Origin of the sequence: Bacillus sp. BR3(2024) (assembly GCF_039134555.1) — a bacterium.
In the GTDB taxonomy this organism is placed as follows: Bacteria; Bacillota; Bacilli; order Bacillales; family Bacillaceae_G; genus Bacillus_A; species Bacillus_A cereus.
The window spans coordinates 934,404-953,947 of record NZ_CP152433.1 but is presented as its reverse complement, the minus strand read 5'-3'; the positions used below and the strand labels follow the sequence as shown (position 1 = coordinate 953,947).

The following is a 19,544-nucleotide window of genomic DNA, read 5'->3' as shown; positions in this document are numbered from 1 at the left end:
GATACAAATGAATACTATATAAACGTAAGACCATCGATTTAATGAATCGTTGGTCTTTTTCAAAAAATGCCCCATTAAAAACTAAGAGATAAAAAAGAACTAATCTCTAGAAGAGATTAGCTCAATATATCCAAAGCTATTATGGTACATAGTTTTATGAGCAAACGTTATATAATGTTGTATGGGATACATAACCTGTCATCCCTTTATATGTAACTTTTAACCACTGTTTAGAATTACTGTAATGACCTTGAACATATTCACCAGTTACCCATGTTCCAGTAATTTTCGTACCATCATTAAATGTATGTAAGACAGGTGAATCGACAGTATAACCACTGCGCATTTTTGCACCATATACACCTACCGTACCTCCCTTTGCACAAGCTGCTACTACATTTTGATTTTCAGTAGCATTCGTAGCCGCGAAAGCAGAGCCGTTAAATGTAAATAAAGTAAATATAAAAGCTGTTAGTACTGTACAAATAGATAAACGACGTAACAAAATAAATTCCCCCTTTTTTTATAATTTACTTCTTCACAAATGATTACCTTAAATATTCTAACTATTTTTAATATATTAATGTTGAGAAATATTAGTTGTATTTTTGAAATAAGATTTTATCAAAAATAGTAACAAACTCATATTTTACTGAGAAAGAACCGAAAGAAGTCTTCTACATATCAACTATATAAAAATCCCTCCACCTTAAGGCAGAGGGACTTTCCAATTACTATTTCAAACTACCTGCAATGTCCGTAAAGATAACCCCAAGTGCATGTGCACCTGCATCTGGATATCCTAAGCTTCTTTCGCCAACTGTACCAGCGCGGCCCATGCGAGCTACGATTTCTTTCGTGTACTCTGCTCCTTTGACCGCTGCTTCTGCTCCTTTTTCAAAGGCAGTTTTTACGTCTACTTCGTTTGAGGCGCTATCTAACCAAGAGTCTACACATGGAGCAAGTGCGTCAACAAGTGTTTTGTCACCAACTACTGCTCCTCTGCCGAATGATCTTTCACCGATCGATTGGATGCCTTGCAATGCTGCTTGCAGCATTTCAGCGAATTCTTTCACTGTTAACTCACGCTTCTCGGCTGCTGCTTTACTAGCTGCGCGGAATGCACCGCCCCAAATTGGACCAGATGCGCCGCCGCAATGTTCCATAATAATCATCGAACAGCCGTCAAGGAATGATCCGATCGTTACGTTTTCTTGTTCTACAATAGAGTGCCACTCACGTTTTAATTGCTTAAATCCTTTTGCCACACTCATTCCGAAGTCGCCATCACCAGCATGCGTATCTAGCTCACAGAACGGTACTTCATTTTTAATAATAATATCGCTCATTTTATCAACGAGATAAATCATGTTGTTTAATGTAATAACATTATCTTTAATAACAGCGTGCTCTTCCGCAGTTTCTAGTTCAAATGAAACTTCCTTCTCTTCTGTCTCTTCAAGTACATTTACGTACTCTACACTTTCAACTGGACCGTCTACTTTAAACGCTGGTGTATTACATTCTTTTGATAGTAATGTTTTTAGCTCTTCATCTAACTTCATTACCGTTAAAGACATACCAGCCATATCAATACTTGTCATATAGTTACCGACGAATACTCTATTAATTTTAATGTTTCTTGCAGCTAGTTCTCTCGTAACTGCGTTGTTAAATAAGTAAAGTTCTTGCAGTGGTGTTCCGCCAAAACCGTTAACTAGAATTGCGATTTCCTCGCCATCTTTTACTCCTAAATCTTTTACAAGGTCATTTGTCATACGGTTCGCTAGTTCATCTGCTGACAGCATTTTTTCACGCTTAATTCCTGGTTCGCCGTGAATACCTACACCGTATTCCATTTCATCTTCCGCAAGTGTGAAAGTAGGTGATCCACTCGCTGGAACTGTACAAGACGTTAATGCTAAACCGATTGTGCGCACGTTAGCCGCTGCTTTTTCTGCTACAGCTTTCACCGCTCCTAAATCCATACCTGCTTCCGCTGCTGCGCCAGCAATTTTATGAACTAAAATAACGCCCGCAACGCCGCGGCGTCCTACTGTGTACAGGCTATCTTCTACCGCAATATCATCGTCCACCTTTACGTAGTCGACTTCAATTCCATCTTCCGTCGCTAAATGCGCACCGTTTTTGAAATTCATAATATCGCCGCTATAATTTTTAATAATTAATAACGTACCTTTTTTACTAGCTGTCTCTTTAATCGCTTGGTATACCTGAATTTGTGAAGGTGACGCAAACACATCTCCGCACACTGCCGCATCTAACATTCCTTTTCCGACTAATCCTGCATGTGCCGGCTCGTGACCACTACCGCCTCCACTAATTAACGTTACTTTATTTTCGTTCATTTCTTTCTTCTTAATCACTTTATATTTTTTCAAAAGCTCAAGCTCTGGATGAGCCATAACCATTCCGTTGCACATTTCCATTACTAATGTTTCTGGTTTGTTTATAATCTTTTTCATTGTAGTTCTCCCTCAATTCCTTTAATATATTGTGATATATTTGAAATCTTCTTCTTACTAACCATGTTAAAATGAAAGCGTTTTATAGTAAACGGACAAAATGGACAATCTGTCTAAAGACACCGCTCTCATTTATAGATAGGATTTTCATATTAATAACATTCTAGGGATGATTCAGATGACCTCTTCTATAATTTCTAAAAAGATAATCGCGAACTCATTGAAGTATTTAATGGAAACAGAGTCGTTTCATAAAATATCAGTGAGCGATATTATGTTACACTGTCAAATGCGTAGGCAAACTTTTTATTATCATTTTAAAGATAAATTTGAACTATTAAGCTGGATTTATAGAGAAGAAACGAAGGAAAACATTATCGACTTTCTCGATTATGAAACGTGGGAAAACATTTTCGATTTATTATTTGATTACTTTTATGAAAATCAAAAATTTTACCGAAATGCTTTTAAAGTCATTGAGCAAAACTCGTTTAATCACTATTTATTTGAGCATACGAAAAACTTATATATGAAGATTATCGATGAACTATCTGTGAGCTGTGGATTCAGCCTTTCTGATGAGACAAAAAATACGATTGCCTCCTTTTATAGTCACGGCTTCGTTGGAACGATAAAAGATTGGATTGAAAGTAAGTGCGAAGTAGATCCTTCCATTATGTCTTCTCTTATGAAAAATATGATAAACAATCAATTACTACTATTACTGGAGCAATCAGCAAAGTAATTAAAGGGTGGCAAAAGCAATGAAAAAGATTATGAATGATGTACAAAATATCGTTCAAGATATGCTGCACGGCTTTTATTTTGAACATAACGACAAAGTAAATTACGATGAAACGAATAACATCATTTATGTAAAAGATATCGAAAAAATGAAGCAAGACGTCGCTATTATAAGTGGCGGTGGTAGCGGACATGAACCTGCTGATATTGGCTATGTAGGAAAAGGTATGCTTACAGCGGCAGTAAACGGAAGCATCTTCACTCCGCCTACAGTGGAACAAATTGCGGCGGCAACTCGCCTTATGCCAAAAGATAAAAGTATACTATTCATTATTAAAAACTTTAAAGATGACGTTGAGAACTTTCTTGCGGCAAAGCAGATCGCTAAAGAAGAAGGAAGAAAAATTGACCACATCATCGTAAATGACGACGTTTCAATTGAAGATGATGCTTCTTTTAATAAAAGAAGACGCGGCGTCGCTGGTACTGTTTTCGTTCAAAAAATACTTGGTGCGGCCGCTCTTGAAGGCCATTCTCTAGAAGAACTAACAACACTTGGCCGCTCTATCACTAAAAACTTACACACATTAGGAGTTGCTCTTTCCCCTGTCAACGATCCAGTAAAAGGAAAAGCTTCATTCACATTAAATGACGATGAAGTGTTTTATGGCGTAGGCATTCACGGAGAAAAAGGTTACCGTAAAGAAGCACTATCCTCTTCTGAAATATTAGCGATCGAACTAATGAACAAACTAAAAAGCATTTATCGCTGGAGAAAAGGAGACAACTTCGCTATCCTCATTAATGGACTCGGCGCAACTCCATTAATGGAACAATACATTTTCGCAAACGACATTCGCCGTTTGTGTGAACTTGAAGGATTGCAAGTGACATTCGTAAAGGTTGGTACACTGTTAACTTCTTTAGATATGAAGGGTGTTTCGCTTAGTTTGCTTAAGGTAGAGGATTTGGATTGGGTGAAGTGGTTGAAGGCGGATGTTAGAGTGGGTAATTGGTAAGTAAAAATTATGATGATAAAAGCCTTTAACTATAACAAGTTAAAGGCTTTTTGCAAATTGAAATATCACTCGAGCATTCAAAAGAAATTCGTAATTGCCTCACTGAATGATGACAGGTCTTCCAAATAAAGCTGGATGATAAATTAACATCGCTCCTACAAATGAACATACTAAACAAAAAATAGCCTCGTATTTTATAACTAGAGAAGAGCTGGTATCAAGCTTTTCCCCCTCTCTTTTAAATATCATTTTTAAAGCTCTATATAATAAATACCCAATAATCGCCCCGAGGGTGTTCGTAAATAAATCATCAATATCTGTAATTCTATTATTTAACAATTGATTTAACTCAATTGCCAATGAAAAAAAGAATCCTGCACATACCGTGTTTTTTATTTTTCTAAAATACGGCCAAATCATCGGTAATAAAAAACCGAACGGCATAAACAGTACGATGTTCAAAAGATACGTAGTACTACCTGCCGTATCAAATAGAGTCAAGTTGATTTGACTTACACGAATCCACGTTTCATATCTACTTATATCCCATACAGTTGCAATCTGCGTCACCTTATACACTAACGAAAGGTAGAACAGAAAAACATATACCCATAGAAAATGCCGAATAGATATGTTTCTTTTCGCTTTAAAATAAAATCCAATTTGAAATAAAATACAAAACATAATTGTAAAAAAATAAGTATACAAATAACTCATTAAAACTTCTGTATGCATGTGGAATCCCCTAACTTTACATTTTCATCTATTATTTTAGAATATAGTTTAAGAACCAGTACTTTGTTCATATGTTTAATCTTCTACTTTGTCTTCGAATATAGGGAATATATTAAAAATAAAAAAATCCCCACTTATTCATTTTCAGTCTCCTCCTTGATGTAACTTGTTTATAGGATAGAAAAAACTTTTAAAATAAAAAGTGGGGGAAATATAAAATTTTTCTTAAATTTTATGTTAGATTTTATTATTACTCTAATTACTAATCCGCTATTCGTTGTTAGGCAACAGTATGCTTAAACTTAGGTTTCACTTTATCTCTTCTCATCCCTCATACTGTAATACCCCAAATTAATAATAACCAAGAAATACCCACTCATAATTCCAGCAGCGAATGTCCACATGAATTCATGGTGTTCAATTTCATACATAATAATCGCGCCGAGTATTGCGGCTGCGAACCGATTTATCATTCCAAGCATCGGTGCTTTTTCTTTTTTTACAATGCTATCTCCGAACTTTTCAATACGCCTTCCTAAAATCCAGGCGCAGTACATACTTACTAAAAGGCCAATGCTTATCCCTACGAACTGTGCTGAAAAAGGTGTCACAAGCCATCCCAATAACATTACGCCTAGCAAACAATACATTTGTATGTTGAATGATCTTAATGCCATACGAATCATGTTATACTCCTTTATCTTTCTCATTGTAATCCCGTATCATCAATCCAATCTTCCAGGCTTCAAGCTTTCAGCTATATCTTTTTTAAAATGAGGGAATTTGATTTTGCTTACCATTAAATAAGCGAGTACGCATGTACCAAACGCCACGGAAACTGGATTCTTTAAAAAACATAAAATGAGGAGACACATTGCCGCGAATGGGATTGGCATGCCGATAAAGGTCGGGAGTTTGCTTTGCTGTGTGTTAAATCTTGCAAGCCGAAGCATGCCGCAAATACTGTAAGTGAGCGCGCATATCATCCCGATAGACTGCAAATCTTTTAACGAGGCACTATATGCCAGAATAGACGGTGCCACACCAAAAGTAACTAAATCCGCAAATGAGTCCAACTCTCCACCAATTTCCGAAACAGAATCAAGTTTCCGAGCGACCATACCATCTAAAAAGTCAAACAACATACCTGTAATAATAAAAACTGCTCCCAAATAAATATCGTGAACGAAAACAGCGTAAATAGCTAAAAGCCCACATACAAAATTTGCTATCGTAATCATATTTGGTATGAAACTCATAATACACTTCTCCTCCTTTCTACTAATTGCTTCATCTACGTTCTTACTCATTACAATCAAGATCTTTCTGTTTTTCTTCCAATATGACTTTATTTATTTTCGTTAACGTATCTGTCATTTGCTCTAGGGCGTTTATATCGATTTTAGAAAAATATTTCTCAATTAATACATCATCTAACTCCGACAATCGCTCTATATACTTACTACCGTTTGGACCAAGTGTAAGAAAATACTCCCGTTTATTATTAGGGTTTACTTGTTTTGAAATCATCTTCTGTTTCTCCAATTTAGATAAAACTTGACTAACGGCACTTTTTGATATATTAAAAGTAGTCGCAATGTGATTTGCTGTCGTGTTTTCATTTAAATTAATATGAAATAGCATGCTCTCTTGCTGTCCTGTAAGACCGAATTCATCTTTTAACTCCTGGAATAGTAAAATGTAGAATTCATTATAAGCTCGGTTCATTTCATTAATTACTTCTTTATACGTTCTAGTCATAGCGTTATTCCTCCATGCTTTTATTTCGTTTTGTTTAATAGTTAAGTTTACTTAACTTAACTATATTATACCGTTATGTTCGTGTAAAGGGAAATATAACTCTACACTTTACTCACAATGATACAAAAAAGAAGACACTCTTCTAAAACAAGTTAAGTCCCTTCTTCCTCACCGCTTCCTTCATCCAAATACCCGATTAATCGTTCTGAATAATCAAAAAGAAAATCAATTAAATTCCATATAGACCCATTACTGGTTAAAATGTTATAATGGAATTACCCTACATAGTTACTCATAGCCAGACTGAGGAACTAGCGTCTTATTAAGTAATGCGCATAACTAAAATAAAAAAGACACTTTACGGTGTCTTTTTTATTTATATTCCTAGGAATCATCTCTTTTATAAACAGACTCTATCAAACAGTAAAGGAGACAAACAGATGGAACATCCTGTTGCAAGAGAATTACGTTTTATACGGGTATGTCTTATCATTTTGATTATTGTCATTGCATTCTGGGATCGTGAGAAAACTGTGGAAATTACTGATCACGGTAGCGATCCTATCTTAAACACCAGCAATATGACCCAAGTTGGTGAGAATACATTTGCATACAAAGACGAATCGAATCAAATTAAAATATTTAAGTTTAATCCAGATACAAATGAAATAAAATTAATAAAAGAGTTTTATGCTAACGAATATTAATTACATGAATTAAATAATTCAAATCTGTAGAAGACACTTTAAAGTGTCTTTTCTTTATGAACTACAAAGTATGAGGACCCAAGCCATTAGCTACAATTACGACTAAGGCTTTTACTATATAAAAAATAAAACATAGTAAGAATAGAATACTCAATTAAATTATTTTTCACTTCACAAACTACATCCAAAAAGTTGGATAACTTCTTTTACTACTCATATTATTAATGAATAAAGCAATAACTACAATAACAACGGAGCCAATTAAAACTGGTGTTACTAAATAACTCCAACTATTTGCCCCTAAAATTACGATAATCGGATCGGCGCCTGCCGGAGGGTGCGTCGTTCTCGTTAACATCATAACGGCTATTGCCATCCCCACCGCTAAAGCAATTGTCCAATATTCATTCCCAAACAAATGATATATTGATAGACCAATGAAAGTTGAAATCAAATGTCCTCCAATAATATTACGCGGCTGAGATAATGGCGCATTCCAAACTCCAAACGCTAATACACAACTCGCACCAAATGGAGCCATTAATAATTCTGTAGAGGTTATGCTCGTTAAATATGTTAAGGTAAGAATTGTTAAAAATCCCCCTAGTAGTCCCGTTAAAGAGTCCTTTACATTTACTTGTAATGGGCTTCTTCCTTTCCCTTTCATTTTTGTAAAATATCGTACACTTATTGGTTGAGGATCTTTCTGCTTAGTTGCTGTTATATTATCCATCGTTCTCCTCCTTTATTTACCAACAATTATAACCCAGCATAACTAACCTGTAAATATTAATTTAAGGGGTTAGTTTTAAAATGCAAAAAAAGAATCAACTGTTATAAGTTGATTCTCTAAACTTCCTCAAATTTTCGATCCTGAAATTTTGCTACCTTTTTCCGGTTCCCACATATTTTCATAGAACACCATTTTCGTTTTCCACTCTTATCTATAAATAATAAAACACAGTCAGGATTTGAACACCTTTTAAGGGAAATAAGCTTATTTTCTGCTATTAACGTTAAAGCGTCAAATGCAATTAACGATGCGAGTACATCCTCGATTTCTCCAACCGGGATAGATACTAGCTGCTGTTCAATGATTTTATATGTAAATGGTGCCTTCTCAATTTGTTTTTCTAAATACGTAATAAAATCATTAGAAATTTCTTGCTGATCAGCAATTGCCTCAAACTGTTTTCTCAATACTTCTCTTACCTCTAATATGCTAGATGTAACTTGATCCATTCGCTTCTGAATTCCTATAAGTGTTTTTTCATTCCAAAAAGGAAGATTAACCTTTATTACATGTAGCCATTCTAATACATCTTCATCTGTTATTAATAAATCATAACGTTGTCCACGCCTAACTAACTCTGTATTTACTAAATCTAATGAGAGATTTCCCGATATAAGCGGGAATTGTTTTGTTTCCTGCATGTACTCATCACCTTCTCTTTAAATAATCATATTCCAAATTAATACAGAAGTACAACTTTTTTATAAACTACAAAGTATGAAGATTAAGGCCTTTAGCCATAATTACGACTAAAGGCTTTTTGTATGTAAGTAAATGAAAAAGGAGCTTATTTTATGGAACATAATAAAAATGGAATTCTTGCTTTAATTGTTTTATTTTTAGGATTAGTGTTTTTTGTCAGTGGAATGGTTTATCATTTATGGGGCTCATTTTAATTTCAACTTTTAGACAGATAAATAATTCGAATCAGAGAAATGTGCATTTTTCCCTTTTCCTTCCAAAATTAATATAATAAGATATAAAATGTAATACATATAAAGACAAATATATATAGCACTCATTAAAAGTGCTTCTATTTTGGAAGGAAGAAACAAACGATGAACAAAAAGTTATTAGCATCATTATTATGTAGCACATTCTTGTTTGGAGTATCAGCTTGCAGTTCACATGATGCGCCTGCGAAAAATGAGCAGGCGACTTCTAAAAAAACAGAGAATGACAAACTTAGCAACAAGGATTCGCAAAAAGAACTTCCTACCAATGTAGATTCCTCTGATGTATACATGTCAATGGGATCTGCCGAGTCATTAGATGTTCTAGGGACTGGAGAAGTTAAAGCACAAGGTGTCTTTAAAGTATTAGACATCGCAGTTTATAATCGTAAAGAAGAACCCATTACACTAGATATCAACAACTTTAAATTAATTGATGGATTTGGAAGAGAATATCACATTTCCAATGAACATCAATCCGTACTTAAAGCTGCAAATACCTCTACATTTAAATTTGGTATTGTTAACCCTGGTGAACATTCGGACGGAAACATTGTATTCGATGTACCGAAAAACACGCGAGGATTAACTTTAAAATTTAATAATGATAAGTTAGATAAAGAGCTCCAATTAAAAGTGGAATTGGAATAGGCAAAATAAATACGTCTCCCTTAACATTCTCTACTAACATAAAAAAGTACAGTCTTTTCTACAGCAGACTGTACTTTTTTATTTATCATTTCACATAACATTCCCTAATTTTTTTGACTAGATGCTCTCCAATCACGAAAAGATGTTGGGCGTCCAGAAAAAGCTCTTTGCTTTGTAACAGATGGTTTTTCTTCAGGAGTCATTGTTTTTTCTTTAAGAGTCGCTGGTTTTTCTTTAAGCGTCACTGATTTTTCTTCAAGAATAGTCACAGCTGTTTGCATTTTCTCTAACTGTTCTTTCAACAATTGTTGTTCAATCTTTAAATCCGTAAGTAAACGTAAAATCATCTCAGAATTAGCCATAAGATCCTCCTTCCCCCAATACACAGAATAAAATACAATATGTAGAAGACAAAATTCCGGTGACAAAAATAAGATCGTCAACTCTTTTTAACTTCCAAAATCCTTTTATTTTTTTAAGGACCTGCTCCATTTACCCTTAAAAACATAAATTAAATTAAATCCATTAATAAATGGTCTTTATGGAAGGAGGAGTTAATATGGGCTATGGCGGTAGTTGTGGTGGTGGCTGTGGTTTCGGCGGCGGATTTGCCTTACTTGTTGTGCTCTTCATCTTATTAATCATTGTTGGCGCTAGCTGTTGGGGCGGCGGATTCGGCTGCTAAGGAGAGGCACTCTTGAGAGTGTCTTTTTTTGATATGTGGCTCGTATACATATTGTTCAAATCTATATATTTTTTAAAAATATAGATTTAAAGCATATTTCTCAATGAATAAAACAATTTAACATGGTAAAATAATAGTTGGATGGGAGTCCAATATATTATTAAAATTAAGATGGTTCAAGTCGAAGGAAGGCACCTTAGGGTGTCTTTTCTTTATGACTTCTATCATCAACAAAGGGTGATACAAACTATTACATATGTTTGTACCACCCTTTATTGATGCGTTTAGACTTCACAGTTGTTGAAGTTTTAGACTTCTCCCTTAGTGTACCCATATTATTAGAACATCCTGTAATCTGTAGACAAAATGTAGCTAATAAAAACAATATTAATAATTTCTTCAATAAATCCTCCTACATGCATAAAACACGATATGTTACAAAACAAACATAACATCAACCCTTTATAAAAACAATATAATCCTCGGTCCTTAAGCTATCTCTTAACATAGGAGTACCGCTACATATTCATCAAGCTAAGATTTTAAAATATCCTTTACTTAAGGAATTTGTAAGTATCAAGTAAGAAAAACGAGAGCTTTGTTTCGTATAATCAAAATATAAAGTGAAGGAAGAAAGATTATTTCTGGGATTAATATGCATGGGACAAGAGAAGAAAGCTACGTTTTTTTAGAATAATAATATGAGTATGTCCAAGTTTTGGAGATTGCTTGCAAATATTTTGAAGTTTTCGCACCAGAATTCTAATTACCATACCTGTTTTGTACCATCACGTATTGGAGGTTAAAACATGAATAAAAAAAAGAAAATACAAAGATCAGTACTTACCTTTCCCCTACTCTTTTCTTTAGGCGTTTCATCTTTCCCGCTTACAACAACTATTCACGCAGATACACGCGAAGAACAATCTGCTGAAAAGAAACTAGTCTCTTTAACGGAGCGTACATCATTATTTTTTGAATATCTCCAGCAAGGTAAGTATGCAGAGGCACTACAGTTGACGTCTACTGCTTTTCAATCCAAGTTTACAGCAACCACATTACAAAACTGGTGGACACAAAGTGGCTGGAGCGGGATAAAAAGCATGGGAACCCCCGTGATAAAAGAACGAAACTTGGTCCATCAGACGGTAGAAATTCCAGCAGCTACCGAAGGAACTACCATACCGCTACTCCTTAAATTCACACCTGGCGGGAAAGTAGATGAAATTGGAGAAAGGCCACCCGAAGAATCTTATACCATCCCACATCCTAGCTATGATCAACCTGACTCCTATCAAGAACGTGAAATCGTCATTGGAAATTCTACCTATCCGTTACCAGCGACATTAACAGTTCCGAAGCATCAGCGTGGTGAAAAGGTACCCGTCGTTGTTCTTGTGCATGGTGCTGGCATCCATGATCGCGATGCTACCTATTTGGGAACAAAAATCTTACGAGACCTTGCGGTGGGCCTTTCATCCAACGGAATTGCAGTGTTGCGCTATGAAAAACGTACCTTAGAACATGCATTAAAGATGAGTGCAGAACCTGTTACATTAGACCGTGATACTACAGATGATGCCATATATGCAGCAAAGTCAGCAGCGCAGCAGGAAGGCATTGATCCAAATAATATTTTCATTCTCGGACATAGCCAAGGAGCTGGCACAATGCCGCGTATACTGAGCAAAGCGCCTTCCTCACTTGTTCGAGGAAGTATCTTACTCGCACCACCTGCACGCCCTTTGACTGACATTGCCATTGATCAGTATGAATACCTTGGGGCATCAAAGGAAGAAATCGATGAACTAAAAAGACAGGCTGCTTTTATTCAGGAGCCTACTTTCAATCCTGACCATCCTCCAGCTGGCTACAATTTTGGGTCACCTCATTTTATGTATGATGTTTCTAGGTGGCGTCCAGTTGAAGAGGCAAAATCACGAAAAGAGCCTTTACTCATTCTGCAAGGAGCACGTGATTATCAAGTAACAGTAAAAAATGAATATACAAAATGGCAAGAAGGGCTTGCAAACCGCAGGAATGTTCAGTTCAAAAAATACCCGAAATTGAATCATTTCTTCACGGAGGGTGACGGGGAATTAAGCCTCCCTAGTGAATATGAAATCCCTGCTAATATTCCCGAGTACGTCATCCAGGACATTATTACATGGGTTAACGAGACAAAAAAATAAGAAAACATCAAAAGCCTTCATGCAATCATTATTGCGTGAAGGCTTTTTTGAAGCTAGTGATTTAGAGATAGCTATTATTTTATATAATATTTGCCCCAAAACGAAAAATTAGAGTCTTTTATAATAATGAAGTTCATTTTAGAAGCAACCTGTTCTGTGAGCTTAACGGTGATGGGCGGTATCCCTAGAATAAAGAAACAAGAGTAGTTAAAGAGACTACTCTTGTTTCTTTTCTTTCTCCTCTTTTTCAATTTCAGATACTGATTTTGCTGGTTTTTTTACCATTTCATCTAATTCTCCAGAACGCGTAAATTTGTCTTCAAAGTTTTCAGTTGTACTTATACTAGCTATAAAATCTAATTCTTTATTATGATTTATATAGCCTTCTAAATAAGGAACTCCCATTGGACTTACAGCTTTTTTTGTAAACGTAATAGATTTCACATCTTTCACGTTATAACGAATATACTTTTCTACCCGTGCTTCTTGTTTCTTCCAAAAATGTTCCTCTTGTTCTTTTTTTTCTACATATTTCATTCCAATATATCCTCCTGCTATGAGTATCACAGCAGATATAACCAAAATCATTGCTTTCTTCATTGGAAATCTCCTTATAAAAAGCCTACCAATGTATTCTTCTTAAAATGGGATAGAGAAGACAAGAATAGTGCAAAAACTACTCTTGTTTCTTTTCTTTCTCCTCTTTTTCAATTTCAGATACTGATTTTTCAGGATCTTTTATAAGTTTTCCTAATTTCCCAGAACGCGTAAATTTGTCTTCAAAGTTTTCAGTTGTACTTATACTAGCTATAAAATCTAATTCTTTATTATTATTTATATAACCTTTTATATGAGGAACTCCCATTGGACTTACCTTATTTTCTGTAAATGTAATAGATTGTACATCTTTAATATTATAACGAATATACTTTTCCACTCGTGCTTCTTGTCGGTTCCAAAATTGTTCTTCTTTTTCTTTTTGTTTTAAGTATTCCATAGTAAAATATCCTCCTACTATGAGTATCACAGCAGATACAATCAAAATCATTACTTTCTTCATTGGAAATTCTCCTTATAAAAAACATTTACCAATACATTTTTCTTAGAATAGGATACAAAAAAAGAGTAGTTCAAAGACTACTCTTTTCTTTTTTCTTTCTCTTCTTTTTCAATTTCCGATACCGATTTTGCTGGTTTTTTAATCATTTTATCTAATTCCCCAGAACAACCAAACTTATCCTCAAATTTATCTGTAGTACTTATACTTGCATCAAACCATAATTCCTTATCATTATTTATATATCCTTCTACAGAAGGAACTCCCATTGGACTTACATCTTTTTTTGTAAACGTAATAGATTTTACACCTTCGATATTATAATGAATATACTTTTCTACTCGTGCCTCTTGTACTTTCCAAAACTTTTCTTCTTTTTCTTTTTGTTTTAAGTATTCCATAGTAAAATATCCTCCTGCTATAATACAAATAATGGATAAAATAATTACCAATTTCTTTTTCATTTAAAATCCCCTTGTATTTAAATATAGTTAAAATATACCATGAAATGAGTTGAAATATATGAATGAACTTAAAAAGAATCCAATTGCGACAGATGAAGATTATTTCGAGCTATCGGATAAAGTTTATAAACAGAAATATTTACATAAAGAAGCAAAAATTACAGGATCTAATGGTCAAGAATGGAAAGTTATAGAAACATTTGATGCAGATGACACAAAAGTGAAAAACGGATTACAAGCAATCGCTGTAGTACCTGCAAATAAGTATAAGCCTGGTAAAAAACAGTATGACGATGTAATCATTGCATTCCGTGGTACTGAATTTGATAGATTCGATGGAGATAAAACCACAGATATAGTTCAAATTACACTTGGACAGAAAAAGAACCTTGGTGTAGCAGGCGGAAAAGCTCCGACATCATTTGATAGTGCATTAGAATTTACAGAAAAAATTAAGAAAAAATATAATCCTACATCTATTCACACTACCGGACATAGTAAAGGTGCTGCGGAGGCTCAATATGTAGCAGCAGAAATGAATTGTTATGCAACAACATATGCTGCACCAAATATTTATAGATTACTAAGTGATAAAGCAAAAAAACGAGTAGATGAAGGCGTAATGGAAAATAAAGTAGTAGATTATACTCATAAAGAAGATGCTGTAGGAAATTTCAATCAATTTGGAGCACCTATGATTGGTAAACAATTTACAACGAAAAGTAATGGAACAGATAGTATTCTCGCGGCTGTATTTATGGGACAACATCCAATGTCAACATTTCTAGAAATGTTCCACAATAATGGTAGTGTTCGACTAGAATTAGAACCAGATGATATCATTCGTCATGCAAAAGAGATACAAAAAATAAGCGATATATTATCTGATATTATTAGAAATATAGAACGATTTCAACAACAAGAAGAAGAGGAAGTTGCGAAATTAAAGAGTCAATTGAAGCATGAGACAGGCCCTGGAGGAAAATATCATCTGTTAGAAGAACATGAAGTAGATGAAGCAATTAGAGAGGTTGCAAAAATATCCCAAAACGGAAGAGACTATTTTCATGATGTACAACTAGCAGAAGAACTAATTCATCTTTTACGGAAAAAACAAAAAGAATTGATTCATTTTGGAGATGATATTGCTTATGCAGCTAATTCATTACGCGATAAAGATAATCAATTAGGAACAAATTTTGAAGGACTGGCGGCGAGATAATATGATGGATTTTATAGGGGAAATTCAAAAAATAGAGAAAGAAATAGAAAAAGCTACAGTTGGTGCAGTTGGAACTATTATAGATGAGTTGCAAGCTGTTAAAAAGCAATTAGAAAAAGAAATGCAACAATCACTTTTAAAAACTGATGTAGCATTCAAAACAAATAGCATAGTAGCAAGCCAAAAACATGCCATTCAAAAAAACAAAGAAGCATTTCATGATGTATGCAAAAGTTTATCTGAACAAGGAATTGAATTAAACAAAAGTTTTGAAAGCAAAACAGGTAGTGCAATAAAAGAAACATTACATAAACATCTCGATCAAATTCGGAATGAAATGATTTCTAAACAATATGATTTAATTAATAGTTGTGGAAAAAAATAAAAAATTTCTATTATTATTTTAATCTATATATATACAAAAAAGTCCTCTTATGTAGGACTTTTTCTAATACGCAAATAGATGCTATATTATCAAGCATCGCTCCTGCTTCAATTCTATGTAGCTTTAATTCCCTAAAAGCAAAATCTACAACAAGTTGAAGAGCCTCTGTTGTATAGCCCTTTGTATTATGCTCCTTATCCAAAGTAAAACCCGTATAACAACTTTGGAGGTCTCCCCTAACAATTTGAGTTAATGAAATGTCTCCGATAAGTTTATCATTTTCTCTTAAAAAGATTCCAAAAGGATATACTTGCCCTTCAGCTGTCTTTTTTAACGCTTGTTCAAGACGTATTTTTTGATGTTCTTCTGTATAAAAAACTTCTGGGAGCAATGGACAAACTCGCTGAAAAAATTCGCGATTTCTAATATGTAAGTTAGCTAACTCGTTAGCATCATCAGTTTTATAAAGCCGAATATAAATGTGCTTCCCTACTAGTTTCATAACATCCCTCCAACCTTTTTATATGTCTAATGAGGAAAAAGTATACCGTATACTATATACAGTTGGATAATATCAGGAAGCATTTTGCACGAAAGAAAAGACACTCTATATGAGTGTCTTTTCCAATAGTTTTTAGCAGAAGCAAGAAGCTCCAACGATGATTAATAAAATGAATAACACAACTAATAAAGCAAAGCCTCCCGAGAAGCCACAACCGCCACAACTACCACCATAACCCATAATAGTTCCTCCTTTAGATAAGAGGGGAAAACTAAGGTTCACTCATGTATTTTAATGGATTCGTTTCATCTTATGTTTTTCCGCATTGATTGAGCAGGTCCTTTCGAAAACTATTCACATATTAACTATATTTTTAAAAATGAATAATTTAACTATATCAATAAATAGATTAATTAATATAATGTATTAATTCTAAAAGAAGGGAGGAATAGCCATGCAAGTAGTTTGTTTTAAAATAGTGAGTGGTCAGTATTTCTTGTTTGTAGAAGGTATTCAAATTCCTGTACCAATTCCAGCAGTTGCTGCAGCTTTATTAATTGGTTTAGGAGTAATTCCACTTTGTTCTTAATGTAAGGAATTCGGATCATTCCTATCTTTCCATTGGAAAAGCCTCAAGTATATGAATACTTGAGGCTTTCTTTATATCAAAGAAAAAACACCTTACAGCGCTTGAAGATCTCCTGATTTAAATAATGCGGCCGTTACATCATCACCGAAAGTATTGAAACAGAATACTTGCTCGTCTACCTTATCCATTACTGTAGCTTCACCTATCTTGCCACCTTGAAGTTTAATAAAATAGTTATGTTCTTCTAAAATTTCACTAAAATCTCTATTTGACCATCTTTCAGTAATTGCTAATAGCTCTTCTTTGTTCTTGAAATTGTTTCCGTTTAGAATGTTTCTTACTTTCTCTGCATTCTTTTTGGACATAGGGGTTGCTCCCTTTCCTTCACACGCTTTTACTTTTTGATGAGTCATGCTATGCATAGCTGAAATAACTTCTTCTTCAGTAGAAGTTACTGTAATGTGAAGTTGTGCATTTGAGCCTTTCACTTCTGCTTCATTCGATAGTGTGTCTTCTTTATTAACCTCTGCAAAAACATGGTCCTCACTCTCAAGCGGGACTTCAGCAAACTGTAACATTCCATAAGTCATACCAGTTGCAAGTACTACTCCCCCTATAATAGATGCTAGCCAATACGTTAGCTTTTTGTCCATCTTCATTTCCCCTGTCTTCGTTTAAATATCTTAACTAAAGAGTACCATATTTAATTCCTTTTTATTGAAGTGTCTCTAATTTTTACTATAAAAAACGTATAAATCATTTAATACCAATATAACAACTTCACAATCATGACTATGCCTATTCTCATAACAGGATCTATATACGATGTCACTAAATCATTTGGTGAACTATTAGTTATTAGTACGGCTTTGCATCCTTATTCTCAAAAAGGATAATTATTGTACATACCAATTCTTATGTATGAAGACACCCAAAACAAATGTTACGAAAAAAATATAAAAAAGACATCTTTTCTAGGAAAAGATGTCTTTTTTATATAAACCTTAATGTTCGTTCTGTAAAACTCTCGCTTCCTTTACTCCTTCTTTGTCTTCTTTTAAGAATAACGATACGATAAATGCAACAATGATAAAGACTAACCCAAGTGCAAATGCACCTTGGAACCCTGAAGTTAAACCGTTTAACTTCTCTACTGGATCCAGTGGATTTGCGGAGCTTTCCATATACTTAGTTGTTCCTGAAGACATTTTCGAAATAAAGATAGCTGTACCAATTGCACCAGCTACTTGTTGCAACGTACTAAATAGTGCTGTTCCGTGCGGATATAAATCTGGTGTTAATTGATTTAAACCGTATGTTTGTGCTGTCATGACAAACATGAGTCCAACCATTAATACGCTATGCATGATAATAATTTGTACCATTGATGTATCAGGAGTAATGCCTTTAAATAAGAACATTGCAATTCCTACTAAGACAATGCCGGGAACGATAATAACTTTCGGACTAAATTTATCAAATAGTTTACCTGCGATTGGTCCCATTATGGCGCTAATAACACTTCCCGGAAGCATGATAATTCCTGATTTAAAAGCTGTAACGAGTAAAACGGTTTGCAGGAACATCGGTAATAAAGTCATCGTTGAAAATAACGACATCATCACAATGACAATTAATCCAACTGATAATGTAAACATCGGAACTTTAAATGCTCGTAATTCTAAAATTGGATTCTCAATTTTCAATTGTCGAACGGCAAAAATACATAATGAGATAAGCCCAACAATTAAAGTGCCATACACTTTTGCATCGGACCATCCTAAATCACCCGATGCACTAAAGCTATACACAAGCCCGCCAAATCCTAATGTCGATAAAAGGATAGATGGGTAATCTACTTTTGGCCTTGTTAACTCTGAAACATTTTGAATGTACTTCATCCCAATCATAATGGAAATAATCACGATAGGAATAACAATATAGAATAACCAGCGCCAATTTAATGAATCCACAATTACTCCAGATAATGTAGGGCCAATTGCCGGAGCTGCCATCATCACGAGTGCGATTAATCCCATTGTCGCACCACGTTTTTCAGGTGGACAAATGATTAAAATCGTATTCATTAATAACGGTGTAATTAACCCCGTCGCTACAGCTTGGACGATACGGCCAATTAATAAAACGGAAAATGTCGGTGCGAATCCCGCAATTAATGTACCGACTAAAAACGTTACCATAGCGATCAAAAACATTTGTCTCGTTGTGAGCCATTGCTGAAGTAACGCTGTAATTGGAACTAAAACCCCAACTACTAACATGTATGCTGTAGAAAGCCATTGAATCGTTGAAGCCGTTACGTCAAATTCTTTCATTAATACCGTTAACGCATTTCCAAGTAATGTTTCATTTAATAATGCAACCATTGCACCTAAAAGTAATGCAATTAAAATGGGGATATGTTTCAAATTAGAAGTATCAACTTTGCCACTTGCTGGGCTCTTAGTTGTCATATTCATTTACAGATTCTCCTCCTGTTTCTTACTTAAAAAACTTTAAATACACCGGAACACATGTAATATAATATACATATGTAGATTAAAAAGGGAGAATCAATTTTCAGCCACTGTATATTTAA

General features: G+C 34.5%; 25 protein-coding genes. 9 read left to right on the top strand and 16 right to left on the bottom strand.

Annotation, left to right across the window (positions count from 1 at the left end; translation table 11 throughout):
• Positions 1 to 154: 154 nt before the first annotated feature.
• Both V7S45_RS04935 and dhaK read right to left on the bottom strand, forming a co-directional pair.
• The gene (locus V7S45_RS04935) at positions 155 to 505 is read right to left on the bottom strand and encodes an SH3 domain-containing protein (protein WP_000946193.1); all 351 of its coding nucleotides are present in this window, start codon (positions 503 to 505) and stop codon (positions 155 to 157) included.
• A 229-nt stretch (positions 506 to 734) separates the two neighbouring features.
• Positions 735 to 2,486, bottom strand: coding sequence for a dihydroxyacetone kinase subunit DhaK (gene dhaK / locus V7S45_RS04930; protein ID WP_257115891.1), 1,752 nt, complete (start codon positions 2,484 to 2,486; stop codon positions 735 to 737).
• A 178-nt stretch (positions 2,487 to 2,664) separates the two neighbouring features.
• On the opposite strand from dhaK, the gene dhaS reads away from it, so the two are divergent.
• Both dhaS and dhaQ read left to right on the top strand, forming a co-directional pair.
• Positions 2,665 to 3,231, top strand: a complete 567-nt coding sequence (gene dhaS / locus V7S45_RS04925; protein ID WP_000204220.1) for a dihydroxyacetone kinase transcriptional activator DhaS — start codon at positions 2,665 to 2,667, stop codon at positions 3,229 to 3,231.
• A gap of 19 nt (positions 3,232 to 3,250) precedes the next feature.
• Entirely contained in the window at positions 3,251 to 4,249 is a 999-nt protein-coding gene (gene dhaQ, locus V7S45_RS04920; RefSeq protein WP_000723364.1) for a DhaKLM operon coactivator DhaQ, read from the top strand.
• 99 nt (positions 4,250 to 4,348) lie between these two features.
• On the opposite strand, the gene V7S45_RS04915 is transcribed toward dhaQ, so the two are convergent.
• From V7S45_RS04915 to V7S45_RS04900, 4 genes are all read right to left on the bottom strand, one after another.
• Positions 4,349 to 4,984, bottom strand: coding sequence for a VanZ family protein (locus V7S45_RS04915; protein WP_000556719.1), 636 nt, complete (start codon positions 4,982 to 4,984; stop codon positions 4,349 to 4,351).
• A 314-nt stretch (positions 4,985 to 5,298) separates the two neighbouring features.
• Complete coding sequence (locus tag V7S45_RS04910) at positions 5,299 to 5,670, bottom strand: ATP synthase subunit I (protein WP_242278655.1); 372 nt, start codon at positions 5,668 to 5,670, stop codon at positions 5,299 to 5,301.
• A gap of 39 nt (positions 5,671 to 5,709) precedes the next feature.
• Complete coding sequence (pssA, locus tag V7S45_RS04905) at positions 5,710 to 6,243, bottom strand: CDP-diacylglycerol--serine O-phosphatidyltransferase (RefSeq protein ID WP_000008338.1); 534 nt, start codon at positions 6,241 to 6,243, stop codon at positions 5,710 to 5,712.
• 43 nt (positions 6,244 to 6,286) lie between these two features.
• Positions 6,287 to 6,745, bottom strand: a complete 459-nt coding sequence (locus V7S45_RS04900) for a MarR family winged helix-turn-helix transcriptional regulator (protein ID WP_000198939.1) — start codon at positions 6,743 to 6,745, stop codon at positions 6,287 to 6,289.
• Between the two features lie 440 nt (positions 6,746 to 7,185).
• On the opposite strand from V7S45_RS04900, the gene V7S45_RS04895 reads away from it, so the two are divergent.
• Positions 7,186 to 7,452 (top strand): YmzC family protein, encoded by a 267-nt coding sequence (locus V7S45_RS04895; protein WP_000400965.1) that lies wholly within the window; start codon positions 7,186 to 7,188, stop codon positions 7,450 to 7,452.
• Between the two features lie 178 nt (positions 7,453 to 7,630).
• Here the strand turns inward: V7S45_RS04895 and V7S45_RS04890 are convergent, their stop codons facing one another.
• Positions 7,631 to 8,185: an HPP family protein gene (locus V7S45_RS04890; RefSeq protein ID WP_000368844.1), complete on the bottom strand. Its 555-nt coding sequence runs from the start codon at positions 8,183 to 8,185 to the stop codon at positions 7,631 to 7,633.
• A gap of 116 nt (positions 8,186 to 8,301) precedes the next feature.
• Entirely contained in the window at positions 8,302 to 8,886 is a 585-nt protein-coding gene (locus V7S45_RS04885; RefSeq protein ID WP_001158435.1) for a CGNR zinc finger domain-containing protein, read from the bottom strand.
• Positions 8,887 to 9,303: 417 nt separating this feature from the next.
• On the opposite strand from V7S45_RS04885, the gene V7S45_RS04880 reads away from it, so the two are divergent.
• Complete coding sequence (locus V7S45_RS04880; RefSeq protein ID WP_257115890.1) at positions 9,304 to 9,849, top strand: DUF4352 domain-containing protein; 546 nt, start codon at positions 9,304 to 9,306, stop codon at positions 9,847 to 9,849.
• Between the two features lie 104 nt (positions 9,850 to 9,953).
• Here V7S45_RS04880 and V7S45_RS04875 read toward each other — a convergent pair whose 3' ends face one another.
• On the bottom strand, positions 9,954 to 10,211 hold the full coding sequence (locus tag V7S45_RS04875) for a hypothetical protein (protein ID WP_000013694.1): 258 nt from the start codon (positions 10,209 to 10,211) through the stop codon (positions 9,954 to 9,956).
• Positions 10,212 to 10,408: 197 nt separating this feature from the next.
• On the opposite strand from V7S45_RS04875, the gene V7S45_RS04870 reads away from it, so the two are divergent.
• Positions 10,409 to 10,534, top strand: coding sequence for a YjcZ family sporulation protein (locus tag V7S45_RS04870; RefSeq protein ID WP_000540377.1), 126 nt, complete (start codon positions 10,409 to 10,411; stop codon positions 10,532 to 10,534).
• Between the two features lie 809 nt (positions 10,535 to 11,343).
• Positions 11,344 to 12,726 (top strand): alpha/beta fold hydrolase, encoded by a 1,383-nt coding sequence (locus V7S45_RS04865; RefSeq protein WP_242278657.1) that lies wholly within the window; start codon positions 11,344 to 11,346, stop codon positions 12,724 to 12,726.
• A 216-nt stretch (positions 12,727 to 12,942) separates the two neighbouring features.
• On the opposite strand, the gene V7S45_RS04860 is transcribed toward V7S45_RS04865, so the two are convergent.
• From V7S45_RS04860 to V7S45_RS04850, 3 genes are all read right to left on the bottom strand, one after another.
• Positions 12,943 to 13,326 (bottom strand): DUF1433 domain-containing protein, encoded by a 384-nt coding sequence (locus tag V7S45_RS04860; RefSeq protein ID WP_242278658.1) that lies wholly within the window; start codon positions 13,324 to 13,326, stop codon positions 12,943 to 12,945.
• 76 nt (positions 13,327 to 13,402) lie between these two features.
• Complete coding sequence (locus tag V7S45_RS04855) at positions 13,403 to 13,786, bottom strand: DUF1433 domain-containing protein (protein WP_088345522.1); 384 nt, start codon at positions 13,784 to 13,786, stop codon at positions 13,403 to 13,405.
• A 77-nt stretch (positions 13,787 to 13,863) separates the two neighbouring features.
• Entirely contained in the window at positions 13,864 to 14,247 is a 384-nt protein-coding gene (locus V7S45_RS04850; RefSeq protein ID WP_025688086.1) for a DUF1433 domain-containing protein, read from the bottom strand.
• Between the two features lie 58 nt (positions 14,248 to 14,305).
• On the opposite strand from V7S45_RS04850, the gene V7S45_RS04845 reads away from it, so the two are divergent.
• Both V7S45_RS04845 and V7S45_RS04840 read left to right on the top strand, forming a co-directional pair.
• On the top strand, positions 14,306 to 15,469 hold the full coding sequence (locus V7S45_RS04845) for a hypothetical protein (RefSeq protein ID WP_025688084.1): 1,164 nt from the start codon (positions 14,306 to 14,308) through the stop codon (positions 15,467 to 15,469).
• Position 15,470: 1 nt separating this feature from the next.
• On the top strand, positions 15,471 to 15,854 hold the full coding sequence (locus tag V7S45_RS04840; RefSeq protein ID WP_000968628.1) for a hypothetical protein: 384 nt from the start codon (positions 15,471 to 15,473) through the stop codon (positions 15,852 to 15,854).
• A gap of 13 nt (positions 15,855 to 15,867) precedes the next feature.
• Here the strand turns inward: V7S45_RS04840 and V7S45_RS04835 are convergent, their stop codons facing one another.
• Together V7S45_RS04835 and V7S45_RS04830 are read right to left on the bottom strand one after the other, a co-directional pair.
• Positions 15,868 to 16,356, bottom strand: coding sequence for a GNAT family N-acetyltransferase (locus V7S45_RS04835; protein WP_071740859.1), 489 nt, complete (start codon positions 16,354 to 16,356; stop codon positions 15,868 to 15,870).
• A gap of 132 nt (positions 16,357 to 16,488) precedes the next feature.
• The gene (locus V7S45_RS04830) at positions 16,489 to 16,596 is read right to left on the bottom strand and encodes a YjcZ family sporulation protein (protein ID WP_000540375.1); all 108 of its coding nucleotides are present in this window, start codon (positions 16,594 to 16,596) and stop codon (positions 16,489 to 16,491) included.
• 214 nt (positions 16,597 to 16,810) lie between these two features.
• On the opposite strand from V7S45_RS04830, the gene V7S45_RS04825 reads away from it, so the two are divergent.
• Positions 16,811 to 16,945: a hypothetical protein gene (locus V7S45_RS04825; RefSeq protein ID WP_001198456.1), complete on the top strand. Its 135-nt coding sequence runs from the start codon at positions 16,811 to 16,813 to the stop codon at positions 16,943 to 16,945.
• Positions 16,946 to 17,037: 92 nt separating this feature from the next.
• Here the strand turns inward: V7S45_RS04825 and V7S45_RS04820 are convergent, their stop codons facing one another.
• On the bottom strand, positions 17,038 to 17,598 hold the full coding sequence (locus V7S45_RS04820; protein ID WP_025687788.1) for a PRK06770 family protein: 561 nt from the start codon (positions 17,596 to 17,598) through the stop codon (positions 17,038 to 17,040).
• A 351-nt stretch (positions 17,599 to 17,949) separates the two neighbouring features.
• On the bottom strand, positions 17,950 to 19,425 hold the full coding sequence (locus V7S45_RS04815) for an MDR family MFS transporter (RefSeq protein ID WP_257115887.1): 1,476 nt from the start codon (positions 19,423 to 19,425) through the stop codon (positions 17,950 to 17,952).
• Between the last annotated feature and the right edge of the window lie 119 nt (positions 19,426 to 19,544).

Bases quoted from the DNA above. Each gene is read 5' to 3' on its own strand.
- dhaK (WP_257115891.1), bottom strand. From the start codon at position 2,486: ATGAAAAAGATTATAAACAAACCAGAAACATTAGTAATGGAAATGTGC.
- dhaS (WP_000204220.1), top strand. From the start codon at position 2,665: ATGACCTCTTCTATAATTTCTAAAAAGATAATCGCGAACTCATTGAAG.
- dhaQ (WP_000723364.1), top strand. From the start codon at position 3,251: ATGAAAAAGATTATGAATGATGTACAAAATATCGTTCAAGATATGCTG.
- V7S45_RS04915 (WP_000556719.1), bottom strand. From the start codon at position 4,984: ATGCATACAGAAGTTTTAATGAGTTATTTGTATACTTATTTTTTTACA.
- V7S45_RS04910 (WP_242278655.1), bottom strand. From the start codon at position 5,670: ATGATTCGTATGGCATTAAGATCATTCAACATACAAATGTATTGTTTG.
- pssA (WP_000008338.1), bottom strand. From the start codon at position 6,243: ATGAGTTTCATACCAAATATGATTACGATAGCAAATTTTGTATGTGGG.
- V7S45_RS04900 (WP_000198939.1), bottom strand. From the start codon at position 6,745: ATGACTAGAACGTATAAAGAAGTAATTAATGAAATGAACCGAGCTTAT.
- V7S45_RS04895 (WP_000400965.1), top strand. From the start codon at position 7,186: ATGGAACATCCTGTTGCAAGAGAATTACGTTTTATACGGGTATGTCTT.
- V7S45_RS04890 (WP_000368844.1), bottom strand. From the start codon at position 8,185: ATGGATAATATAACAGCAACTAAGCAGAAAGATCCTCAACCAATAAGT.
- V7S45_RS04885 (WP_001158435.1), bottom strand. From the start codon at position 8,886: ATGCAGGAAACAAAACAATTCCCGCTTATATCGGGAAATCTCTCATTA.
- V7S45_RS04880 (WP_257115890.1), top strand. From the start codon at position 9,304: ATGAACAAAAAGTTATTAGCATCATTATTATGTAGCACATTCTTGTTT.
- V7S45_RS04875 (WP_000013694.1), bottom strand. From the start codon at position 10,211: ATGGCTAATTCTGAGATGATTTTACGTTTACTTACGGATTTAAAGATT.
- V7S45_RS04870 (WP_000540377.1), top strand. From the start codon at position 10,409: ATGGGCTATGGCGGTAGTTGTGGTGGTGGCTGTGGTTTCGGCGGCGGA.
- V7S45_RS04865 (WP_242278657.1), top strand. From the start codon at position 11,344: ATGAATAAAAAAAAGAAAATACAAAGATCAGTACTTACCTTTCCCCTA.
- V7S45_RS04860 (WP_242278658.1), bottom strand. From the start codon at position 13,326: ATGAAGAAAGCAATGATTTTGGTTATATCTGCTGTGATACTCATAGCA.
- V7S45_RS04855 (WP_088345522.1), bottom strand. From the start codon at position 13,786: ATGAAGAAAGTAATGATTTTGATTGTATCTGCTGTGATACTCATAGTA.
- V7S45_RS04850 (WP_025688086.1), bottom strand. From the start codon at position 14,247: ATGAAAAAGAAATTGGTAATTATTTTATCCATTATTTGTATTATAGCA.
- V7S45_RS04845 (WP_025688084.1), top strand. From the start codon at position 14,306: ATGAATGAACTTAAAAAGAATCCAATTGCGACAGATGAAGATTATTTC.
- V7S45_RS04840 (WP_000968628.1), top strand. From the start codon at position 15,471: ATGATGGATTTTATAGGGGAAATTCAAAAAATAGAGAAAGAAATAGAA.
- V7S45_RS04835 (WP_071740859.1), bottom strand. From the start codon at position 16,356: ATGAAACTAGTAGGGAAGCACATTTATATTCGGCTTTATAAAACTGAT.
- V7S45_RS04830 (WP_000540375.1), bottom strand. From the start codon at position 16,596: ATGGGTTATGGTGGTAGTTGTGGCGGTTGTGGCTTCTCGGGAGGCTTT.
- V7S45_RS04825 (WP_001198456.1), top strand. From the start codon at position 16,811: ATGCAAGTAGTTTGTTTTAAAATAGTGAGTGGTCAGTATTTCTTGTTT.
- V7S45_RS04820 (WP_025687788.1), bottom strand. From the start codon at position 17,598: ATGGACAAAAAGCTAACGTATTGGCTAGCATCTATTATAGGGGGAGTA.
- V7S45_RS04815 (WP_257115887.1), bottom strand. From the start codon at position 19,425: ATGAATATGACAACTAAGAGCCCAGCAAGTGGCAAAGTTGATACTTCT.